Origin of the sequence: Neobacillus sp. C211, from assembly GCF_051842875.1 — a bacterium.
In the GTDB taxonomy this organism is placed as follows: Bacteria; Bacillota; Bacilli; order Bacillales; family Cytobacillaceae; genus Neobacillus.
The window spans coordinates 139,221-149,800 of the sequence record NZ_JBPXRO010000015.1 but is presented as its reverse complement, the minus strand read 5'-3'; the positions used below and the strand labels follow the sequence as shown (position 1 = coordinate 149,800).

Sequence of the window (10,580 nt, the reverse complement as noted above, 5' to 3'; positions counted from 1 at the left end):
AGAATAAAAAATTGCCGAGAAAAATACCCTTTCTCGACAATCTGATAAGAAACCTCGATCTAATCGAGGTTTCTTAGATTTATATACCATAATGAGTTCGTTTAATAATCGAAGAACGTATTTTTCCTTTGCTGCGAATAATAGAATGTTTGATTGCTATTCAGGTAGATAAGAGCAGCAATAATCAACGATAGAATGAACCTTTAATAAAAAGCTTTCATTTGCAGGCACATAAAATACACCTTGATTTTGAATTGGCTCCCAATCCTGACCCTTTAATTTATATTCCAGTTTTCCCGCTTGAATTTCCATCTCTTCTTTTTGAGATGTAGAGAATTCATATTCGCCTGGAAGCATAACACCTAAAGTTTTTTGGGTTCCGTCCTGAAATTGGATCGTCCTGCTTGTAACCTTTCCGTCAAAATATATATTTGCCTTTTTGGTGATTGTTGCATTTGTAAAGTGTGACATTGAATTCATCCTCTCGTTTTACTGCTATCATTTAAACAAAGTTTCTAAAAAAATTAAGCGTTATTTCTAAACTCCATCATACGAAATAAATCTTGGTAATCGGGCCAACTCATTTTTCGTTTCAAATATTCACGAAAAGAATTGCAGCTTTTTTCGTGAGGTTTATTATAATGATAAGAAATAAACATTTGTAAACGAACTTGTATCATAAAATAATAGCGATTATTTGTTTCTAACACAGGAATTTCAATGACTTTTATCTTCTGTCCAAAAACATTTTTGAACTCTAGGCTCTTACATAACAAAATATCATCTTCTTTTACGAGTTTCTTTCGATTATAACCTATTATCCACTTAATATCTAAATATTAAGTGTTCAAAAATAATTCAGACTTTTTAATAAAAACCAGACTCATCTTTCAGAATCTGGTTTTTTCAATAGATATTCAGGAAGGAGAAGCTACAACTTCGTAATCGTGCTTCTCTTCAAAGATAGTAGTCTTTTAAGCTAGTCTCATCTTAAAATCTTGATAGCCAAATTCACGCACGACACGACAATCTCCATCTTTATCTTGAATAGCGATGGCTGGTAATGGCATGCCGTTAAAAGTGGTGTTTTTGACCATCGTATAAATCGCCATATCACCGAAAACTAAGCGGTCGCCGCTCTTTAATGGCTGATCAAAAGAATAATCTCCGATGACATCGCCTGTCAGGCAGGTTTGCCCGCCAAGTCGATACGTAAATGGCTTTTCTCCAGCTTCCCCTGATCCAAAAAGAGGGGGACGATAAGGCATTTCCAATACATCAGGCATATGGCAGGTGGCAGACGTGTCAAGAATCGCAATCTCCAATCCGTTTTGATGTAGATCAAGTACGGATGTAATCAAGTATCCTGCATTGAGTGCAATCGCTTCTCCCGGCTCAAGATAAACTTCTAAACCGTAGTTTTCCTGCATTCTCTTAATACACGCTTCTAATCTCGGAATATCATAATCTTCTCTTGTAATATGATGACCGCCGCCAAAGTTGATCCATTCCATTTGCGGGAGCCATTCACCAAACTTTTCTTCCACTGCATGAAGAGTGGTTGCTAAGTCGTCAGAATTTTGTTGACAAAGTGTGTGAAAATGCAGCCCTGAAACGCCATCAAGCAAATCAGGACGAAAATGCTTTTTTGTTACACCAAACCTAGAACCTGGTGAACATGGGTCATAGATGGCATGTCCAATTTGTGTAGAGCATTCAGGATTGATGCGCAATCCTACTTTACAACCAGCTTGAAGGGCTTTATCTTTAAATTTTTCCAACTGTGAGAAGGAATTAAAGATAATATGGTCGGAAATGGAGACAATTTCATCGATTTCATCTTCACGATAGGCAGGGGCAAAGACATGATTCTCTTTGCCCATTTCCTCATAACCTAGACGTGCCTCGTACAAGCCGCTTGCTGTTGTACCGCTTAAATACTTTCCAATGAGAGGATACATGGTTGTCATAGAAAATGCTTTTTGCGCCAAAACAATCTTAGCTCCTGTCCGTTCCATGACTCCGTTCAGGATTTTTAGATTTTTTTCGACAAGACTTTCATCGACTACATAACAGGGTGTCGGTAATTCCTCAAACCGCATCTTATCGAACAAGCTCCGGCTCTTTTACCTTAATAGGCTCAGAATCTACTAGCTCTGGATATAAGTCTTCTTGCCATGGAAGTCCCCACTTGTTCAATGCATCCATAAATGGATCTGGATCAAATTCTTCAATATTGAATACGCCTGGTTTATTCCATTTACCAGTCATCAGCATCATCGCACCGATCATTGCAGGAACACCTGTTGTATAAGAAATTGCTTGAGAACCGACTTCTTTATAGCATTCTTGGTGGTCACAAACATTGTAAACGTAATAAGATTTCTCTTTTCCGTCTTTTTTACCTCTAAAGATACAGCCGATGTTTGTTTTTCCAACTGTACGAGGTCCAAGTGAAGCTGGATCTGGTAGCATAGCCTTCAAGAATTGAAGTGGAATGATTTGTTTTCCTTCGTATTCAATGGGCTCAATGGAAGTCATGCCTACATTCTCAAGACATTTTAGGTGAGTAATGTAGCTTTGGCCAAATGTCATGAAGAAACGGATCCGCTTAATGCCTGGGATGTTTACAGCAAGAGATTCAAGTTCTTCATGATAAAGCAAGTACATATCTTTCTCGCCAACTTCAGGGAAGTTATAGACGCGTTTGATTTCCATTGGCTCAGTTTCGATCCACTCACCGTTTTCCCAATATCTTCCGTTAGCAGAAACCTCGCGGATATTGATTTCAGGATTGAAATTAGTCGCGAAAGGATAGCCATGATCCCCGCCATTACAGTCAAGGATGTCGATGTACTCGATTTCATCAAAGTGATGTTTAAGCGCGTGGGCAGAGAATACGCCTGTTACACCAGGGTCAAAGCCGCTTCCTAAAAGAGCCGTAATACCAGCCTTTTCAAAACGTTCGCGATAGTCCCATTGCCATTTGTATTCAAATTTAGCCGTATCTTCTGGCTCATAGTTTGCTGTATCCATATAGTTTGTTTTTGTAGCCAGACAAGCATCCATGATCGTTAAATCCTGATACGGTAATGCTAAGTTCATCACGATATCTGGTTTTACTTCTTCAATTAAAGCAATCAACTCATCAACATTGTTTGCATCAACCTGTGCAGTTGTAATTTTCGTTTTGCCGCCATCTAGTTTGGCTTTTAAGTCATCACATTTTGATTTTGTCCGACTTGCGATACAAATCTCTTCAAATACCTCACTGTTTTGAACACATTTATGGATGGCTACTGATGCCACTCCACCACAACCAATAATAAGCGCTTTTCCCATTTTCCTATCTCCTAACTTAATAGACTTTTGACCGTGCAAAGAGGAGTTCTATAACAATATTTCAATGGTTTGAACGATAATAATTATTGTCATAACCCCTAAAAAAACTGTCGAAACGCAACAAAAAAAGCAAGTGCAAAGCGCATAATCGCGCACAACACTTGCTTTCGATATAATCATCAATATTAAAAAAGCATAAGTATACCGTAATGAAAATCATATGTATACTTTTACCATAAAGGTCCGAGGACATTTGTAAGGAAGCTCTATAATATTCAAAATATATCATAATAGGATCAGAGTCTATATAGCAAATAATCACTTTTACTACTCTTATTGACCGTTTCACAAGTTGTATGCATATGCACTGGTTGTAAAGTAACCAACTTATAAAATTTGAGCTTTTAACTCAATCAATAAGGCAACTAAAGTTGCCATTCGGCATTTGACCCGGCTGTCCGTATGGCCTTAACTTCTTTGAGGAAGTGGTCAAAAGTTATCTGCTTGGAAAGATCCAGACATATTGAATAATCGCTTTCCAAATTACGCACTTTTTATATTAGCAGTATATAAAAATAATGGCAATAGGAAAAAAGAAAAAAATATGACAAATTTCGACTATCTCTTGAAAACCATTGAAAATGCCGATCGCATTTTAGTGATAAACAAAGGTGAAATCATTGAGCTGGATGGTTTATAAAAATTTATTAAAGAAATAAGATAAAGTCCCGAATAAACCCACCGTTGATCCGAGAAAAGATTGGTTAAAAGGATATACAAAAAATAATATGTAGATACTGTAAAAATTTTTTTACAGTATCTACATTCTTATCATTCAATAATTATAAAGTTTATAGTGCTTAAAGTTAAAGAACAATAGGATTTAACAGCAAAGATCAGACAAAATTAAAAAAGAAAGATTAGTTGGCACAAAATTTGCATAATAAAAAATCATAAGAAAAATGTCTCTTTTTGGCCGATGATACTAGGAAGCGCTTACAAGAAGATGATAAAAGGAGGGATTTTATTTTTAGTTAAAATAGATTTAGGGCAGTACAGCTAACAATATTAACAAAGGGGATGGTATGTTGTGAACAACAAGGGGAAGATTTTTTATGGTTGGTGGATTGTAGTAGCAACTTTTTTGATTATGATGTTCATTTATGCTCCGATTGCTAACTTAGTTTCACTATTTACTCTGCCTGTTACCACTGAACTCGGATTCGAACGGTCCCAGTTTATGACGTATTATACGATTATGGCTTTAGCTGCAATGGTTGTAGGCCCTATAGCAGGTAAACTAATGAAAAAGATGGACATTAGGATATATTTAACATTATTTATCTTAATAGGAGCTAGTGCATTTGTTGGCTTTTCATTTTCAACAAAACTAATTCATTTTTATTTATTTGCAGTACTTATGGGTGCATCCCTATCAGGTGGAGCTATGATTCCAACATCCGTTCTTATCACAAATTGGTTTAATAATAAACGTGGATTATGTTTGGGTTTAGCGTTATCAGGGACTGGTTTCGGCGGTGTCATCCTGAGTCCTTTAGTTAACTGGCTCATTACAACCTACGGATGGAGATCAGCCTATCTTGTTCTAGGGATTTTAATAGGTGTGGTATTAATCCCATTTGCAGTATTTGTAATAAGATTAAATCCAACTGATAAAGGTTTAATGCCATTAGGTGAGGCAAAAACTTTACATCCTACGAAAAAGAATGTATTAACAGGTACAACTCAAGGACAAGCACTTAAGTCAGTGTCATTTTGGACTCTTTGTTTCGCCGTCTTAGTAGGTGGCATTGTGGTTAATAGTATGCTGATCAATCTTGCCCCATATTTAGCAGATATAGGTGCCACAGCTAAAACAGCGGTATTGCTATTATCAATAGGTTCGGCAATGGTGATCATCGGAAAGCTACTAGTCGGGCGCTTATTTGACAAGTTAGGATTATTCACCACCTTATTTATTATTTCTGCAGGAAGTTTGGTAAGTTTTATATTCCTGATGAAAGGGAACATTCTATTACCTGCCATTCTTTATACCGTTTTTTCAGGTATAGGTGCAACGGCTGTAACTGTTTCACCTGCTTATCTTACTGGAGCGCTTTTTGGAGAGCTAGAATTTGGTGCAAAATATGGGGTAGTATCAATATTTATCTCATTAGGTGCAGCGATCACTCCTATCGTATCAGGTGCGATATTTAATATTAGCCATTCCTATGAATTATTACTAGATGTTTTAATTGTGCTTTCTGTTGTCCAATTCGGATTGTTCTTCGTTTCCATTAAATTGAAGCCTAAATTTTCTAAAAATTCATTGGATGAAGATGCAGCCTAATTTAAAAAAGGGAAAGGGGTATTTTTATGAATAAGACGATAAACATGGCTAACGCTTTATCAAGCGCAGTTGAGATCAAGGATGAACTAATCAAACACCGGAGACATCTTCACGAAAATCCTGAACTTGGATTTGACTTACCAAATACAGTCGCATACGTGAAAGAAACATTAAAAGGTATGGGGCTCGAGCCCAAAAAGGTCGGGAAAGCAGGACTAGTTGTAACTATTGGCAAGGGAAATGGAAAAACTCTTTTGTTAAGAGGAGACATGGATGCTTTACCTATAAAGGAAAATACCGATTTGCCGTTTAAATCGACGAATGAATTTATGCATGCTTGTGGTCATGATATCCATACGACATTCATGCTCGGTACAGCAAAGTTATTAAAGGAAAGAGAAAATGAAATCAACGGAACGGTCAAAATCATGTTTCAACCAGCTGAGGAAATTGGCGCTGGAGCGAAGGATATGGTGGCCAATGGGTTAATGGAAAATCCAAAAGTAGATGCAGCACTTGCCCTTCATGTTGACCCAGGTTTGGAAGTGGGGAAATTCGGATATAAACCAGGCATTGCTGCTTCATCATTAGATGGATTTTTCCTAAAAGTACAAGGAAAAGGCGGACATAGTTCTGAACCTCAAAAAGCCATTGATCCATTGATGATTATCAACGCAATCTACAGTCAATTAAATACGTTAGTGGGGAAAGAAATAGATCCAAGTGAAAGAGCCGTTCTTGTTGTTGGGAAGATGGGTGGCGGTACGGCTGCAAATATTATTCCTGATTCCGCACATCTCGATGCAACCTTACGGACGTTAAATCCTGAAGTTAGGGACCATCTATTTAAGAGAATCCCAGAAATCATTGATGCAACGGTGAAAATGATGCGTGGTACCTATCAGCTTGAAACCCTATCAACACCTTCGTTATATAATAATGCAGAATTATGCGAACAAATGTCACCATATATAAAAGAAGTTATTGGCGAAAATAACCTCGAAGTTAACAATGAACCATTATCCGGTACTGAAGATTTTTCCTATATTAGTAATCTTGTTCCAACGATGTTTATGTGGGCGGGTGCCAACGGATTAGAAGATCGTAATTATCCCCTTCATAATCCGAATGTCGTCTTAGACGAAGGCGTTATACCATGGGGAGTAGCTGTCGCTGTGCATACAGCAATAAATTGGATCAATAATTAAACAACCTATTAAAAAAAGGTAGGTGGAGTAAAAATTTTTTTACTCCACAACAAAAAAATTTTACATTAAAAATGATTGCTGGAATTTCTCTAGTAATATATTAGAACAGCCAGGGATTACCTTTTATTAGAGGAGGCAGTGAAATTGAAAAAGAAAAATCTTGAATTGGCGATTCAACTTCGTCATGAGCTCCATGCTCATCCAGAATTATCAAATCATGAAGTTTGGACGAAACAGCATTTGATTAATTTTCTTAAAGCAAACACAAATCTTGAGATCGTTGATAGAGGCCTTTGGTTTTATGCCATCTATCGTTCCAATGTGGGAAGAAGAAACGTAGCATTCCGCGCGGACTTCGATGCACTTCCAATAGACGAAGTGATTGATCTGCCGTACGGTTCCCAATATCCTGGAGTTTCTCATAAATGTGGACATGATGGACATGCTGCATCCCTTTGCGGTTTTGCTCTGGAAATTGACCAGAAGGGTTGTGACAATAACGTCTTTTTCCTGTTTCAGCACGCTGAGGAAACAGGTGATGGTGCTGCACAGTGTTCTGTTTTCATAAAGGAAAATAGCATTGATGAGATCTTTGCTTGGCATAGTATGAGTGGTCTTAAATACAATACCGTATATGTCATCGATGGAACAGCGCATTGCGCTTCCAAGGGTATGACGATCTATATGGAAGGTGTTCCTTCTCACGCCAGTGAACCGGAGAAGGGAATAAATCCAGCCTTTGCAAATGCGAAAGTAATTGATGCCATTCCTGGATTCATGGATCCTGCAAACAATAGGGGGTTAGTTCTCTGTACAGTTGTTCAGGTAGACATTGGTGCAAAAGCATTCGGTGTCAATCCCAGCAGGGGTGCTCTTCGAATGACCATTCGTGCACTTTACGAGGATGAACTGGACAGACTTCAGAAGAATCTAGAGGGTTTTGCGAAGGCTGAAGCTGAGAAGTTTGGATTGAAAGTAAGCTTCGAATATCAGGATGAATTCCCGGAAACTTCTAATCACAAAGAAAGCTCTAACAAGATTCGTCAGGTCTGCAAACAAAGTGGGCTTCAGATGTTGGAGTTACCTGAAGCATTCCGCGGTTCCGAAGATTTCGGTCACTACACGAAACTCACAAAAGGTGCCTACGCCTATATTGGAAACGGGGAAGATTATCCCAACCTGCACAGTTACGAATTTGACTTCAGGGACAATCTCATTGAAACAGCTGTAGAACTGTTCGAAGGACTAGCTGTATTATAAGATGACATTTGGTGCCTGACCCCCGTTACTGGTGGCGATAAAATGATTACCGTGGTTGGCAGTATCAATATGTACTTGGTAGTTGAAAGTGAAAAAAATCCAACACAGGGAGAAAAACTTTTAGGGAAGTCCTTTCAGTTAGAAATTCTACCAAAGGTATGTTGAAATATTTAAATAAAAAACGAATTATTGCGGATAATTTATATAAATGGAAGGAGGAGGACAATGGAAACAAACAATAATGATAAAAATCTTACAAACAAGAATCAAGAAGAAAGCTTGGAAATTAGTTCTACAGGTTATGGATATGAGTCTGTTACAACAGAAACAAGAGCGGAACAAACAAAACAACAAGCAAAAGGGACGAGACAATCTTGTGGAGATTTGTAATTTCCCCCATTTGATTATGAATCCTTCTTTTTTTATTCTAAAATGCGTGAACATAGTAAAGAACTGTTCGAATGGCTTCAAAAAGGTGCTTATTTCTACGTTTGTGGAGATAAGGAATACATGGCGAAAGACGTCCATGAAACGCTATCAGCATAATTGAAAAAGAAGGTGCGATGAGTCGCGATGCAGCAGAAGCGTATCTAAAAGATATGCAGAAGCAAGGGCGTTATCAACGTGATATGTATTAAAAGGTGTTAAGTAAATAAATCTACAATCCCTTCGTTCTATATAGGACGAAGGTTTTTGAATTATAAGATGACATTTGGTGCCTGACCCCCGTTGCGTTAAACGTTAATATACTGGGGGTCAGGCACTTTGCAACAGCAACGTCCCTGTGCTTACATAGTTTGACAAAAGCTCAATTTAGCAATAGTATCACTATTAATTCGAACTTTTTTACAGGGGAGATAAAGATGAAAATTTATGTTGATGCAGATGCTTGTCCGGTAAAAGATATTATTATTTCGGAAGGAAGGAATGCAGAAATTCCTATTATTCTTGTTACGAGCTTTTCTCATTTTTCTAATGCGGAACAACCTTCAGGAGTGGAAATCATTTATGTTGATTCTGGAGCGGATGCTGCCGATTATCGGATTATGAAGTTAGCTGAATCAGGAGATATTATTGTTACGCAAGATTACGGACTTGCATCTCTAGGTTTAGCAAAAGGGTGTATAGTCCTTCACCATAAAGGGTTTAGCTATACGAATGAAAACATTGACGAATTATTACAAACACGGTATTTAAGTGCAATGGCTCGAAAAAGCGGAAAGCGAACAAAGGGACCCAAGCCTTTTACAGAAGAAGATCGGGAGCAATTTAGGAGGCTTTTTAAACAAGTTATTTTTAAATAGAGTGTTGACTCAGCCAACACTCTTCTATTCATTATTAGACAGAGACGATCTTCATGAAATGACTGGATGAATTTGCACAATTTGTTACTTACAGAAACTCAAATTTAGATCCTTCATAGAGGAGCGTATTTTTTTAATGAATCAGGAATTTCTTTATATTATTATGATCATTGCCCTTGGGTATCTATTAAAACGTTTAAATATTTTACAAGAAAAAGATGGAGTAGTCATTTCAAAAATTATTTTTAAAATTACCCTTCCTGCCTTAGTTCTTGTCACATTCGATTCTGTAAAAATAGAAACTTCTTTAATTCTGTTACCAGTTATCGTACTTGTTTATGGAATCATAGCAGCATGTCTAGGCTTCTTAGTTTTTAAAAATGAGGAAAGAGAACTGAAAGGTTCTTTTCTGATGCTTTCTTCCGGTTTTAATGTTGGCTTATTTGCATTTCCTTTAGTTTATGCAATATGGGGTATGGATGGATTAACCTATTTTAGTATGTTTGATGTCGGAACATCATTTGTCGTTTTTGGAATTTCCTATATTTTAGGAAGTTATTTTTCAGCAGAAGGTCTTAGGCTTAAACCATTAGAAATTCTAAAAAAACTTGCCAAGTCTATTCCGTTAATGACGTATCTTATGGCTAGTCTTTTAAATTTTAGCCACCTCCATTTACCTGATACAATCATTAATGTTGCAAGTACAATCTCTGGTGCCAATATGCCGTTATCATTATTATTATTAGGGCTCTATTTGAATTTTAAATTTGACAAACAATTGATTAAACCAATGTTGAAATATTTAACCTTCCGATATGGTTTAGGTCTACTTTTTGGATTTGGTTTATACTATATCCTTCCGTACAATCAGATGTATCGATTTACAATATTGATCGGTTTGTTACTACCTGTTGCAGCATCCGCCTTAACATTTGCAGTTGAATTTAAATATAGCATCAGCAGCACCCGTTTAATCGCTACTATATCAAATATTACGATTTTAATTAGTATTGTCATTTTATATATTTTTGCAAACTTTATATTATAAAGCTTTGAATTAAAAGATCTGATCCATTTGATAGGTAAATTCACTCGAAATTGGAAAGAAAATTGTGA

The 10,580-nt window shown here is 37.0% G+C and carries 11 protein-coding genes and 1 pseudogene; 8 read left to right on the top strand and 4 right to left on the bottom strand.

Features of this window, described 5'->3' with window-relative positions; translation table 11 throughout:
- Positions 1 to 156 precede the first annotated feature (156 nt).
- The 4 genes from ACSU6B_RS15970 to ACSU6B_RS15955 form a co-directional block, all read right to left on the bottom strand.
- Positions 157 to 471, bottom strand: a complete 315-nt coding sequence (locus tag ACSU6B_RS15970) for a pyrimidine/purine nucleoside phosphorylase (protein WP_410886633.1) — start codon at positions 469 to 471, stop codon at positions 157 to 159.
- A 53-nt stretch (positions 472 to 524) separates the two neighbouring features.
- Positions 525 to 776 (bottom strand): DUF2535 family protein, encoded by a 252-nt coding sequence (locus ACSU6B_RS15965; RefSeq protein ID WP_410886631.1) that lies wholly within the window; start codon positions 774 to 776, stop codon positions 525 to 527.
- A gap of 198 nt (positions 777 to 974) precedes the next feature.
- Entirely contained in the window at positions 975 to 2,102 is a 1,128-nt protein-coding gene (gene nspC / locus ACSU6B_RS15960) for a carboxynorspermidine decarboxylase (RefSeq protein ID WP_410886655.1), read from the bottom strand.
- A gap of 1 nt (position 2,103) precedes the next feature.
- Complete coding sequence (locus ACSU6B_RS15955) at positions 2,104 to 3,342, bottom strand: saccharopine dehydrogenase family protein (RefSeq protein WP_214713660.1); 1,239 nt, start codon at positions 3,340 to 3,342, stop codon at positions 2,104 to 2,106.
- A gap of 1,090 nt (positions 3,343 to 4,432) precedes the next feature.
- On the opposite strand from ACSU6B_RS15955, the gene ACSU6B_RS15950 reads away from it, so the two are divergent.
- The 8 genes and pseudogenes from ACSU6B_RS15950 (at position 4,433) to ACSU6B_RS15915 (ending at position 10,512) form a co-directional block, all read left to right on the top strand.
- Positions 4,433 to 5,692 (top strand): MFS transporter, encoded by a 1,260-nt coding sequence (locus ACSU6B_RS15950; RefSeq protein ID WP_410886629.1) that lies wholly within the window; start codon positions 4,433 to 4,435, stop codon positions 5,690 to 5,692.
- A gap of 26 nt (positions 5,693 to 5,718) precedes the next feature.
- Positions 5,719 to 6,900, top strand: a complete 1,182-nt coding sequence (locus tag ACSU6B_RS15945; protein ID WP_410886627.1) for a M20 metallopeptidase family protein — start codon at positions 5,719 to 5,721, stop codon at positions 6,898 to 6,900.
- Between the two features lie 144 nt (positions 6,901 to 7,044).
- Positions 7,045 to 8,160: a M20 metallopeptidase family protein gene (locus ACSU6B_RS15940; RefSeq protein ID WP_410886625.1), complete on the top strand. Its 1,116-nt coding sequence runs from the start codon at positions 7,045 to 7,047 to the stop codon at positions 8,158 to 8,160.
- A gap of 42 nt (positions 8,161 to 8,202) precedes the next feature.
- Complete coding sequence (locus tag ACSU6B_RS15935; protein WP_410886623.1) at positions 8,203 to 8,325, top strand: hypothetical protein; 123 nt, start codon at positions 8,203 to 8,205, stop codon at positions 8,323 to 8,325.
- 60 nt (positions 8,326 to 8,385) lie between these two features.
- Positions 8,386 to 8,550: a hypothetical protein gene (locus ACSU6B_RS15930; protein WP_215010008.1), complete on the top strand. Its 165-nt coding sequence runs from the start codon at positions 8,386 to 8,388 to the stop codon at positions 8,548 to 8,550.
- Positions 8,551 to 8,592: 42 nt separating this feature from the next.
- Positions 8,593 to 8,798: pseudogene (locus tag ACSU6B_RS15925) on the top strand (protein CysJ); the annotation flags it as partial.
- A 225-nt stretch (positions 8,799 to 9,023) separates the two neighbouring features.
- Positions 9,024 to 9,464 (top strand): YaiI/YqxD family protein, encoded by a 441-nt coding sequence (locus ACSU6B_RS15920; protein ID WP_410886621.1) that lies wholly within the window; start codon positions 9,024 to 9,026, stop codon positions 9,462 to 9,464.
- Positions 9,465 to 9,600: 136 nt separating this feature from the next.
- Positions 9,601 to 10,512 (top strand): AEC family transporter, encoded by a 912-nt coding sequence (locus ACSU6B_RS15915; RefSeq protein WP_410886619.1) that lies wholly within the window; start codon positions 9,601 to 9,603, stop codon positions 10,510 to 10,512.
- The last annotated feature ends 68 nt before the right edge of the window (positions 10,513 to 10,580 follow it).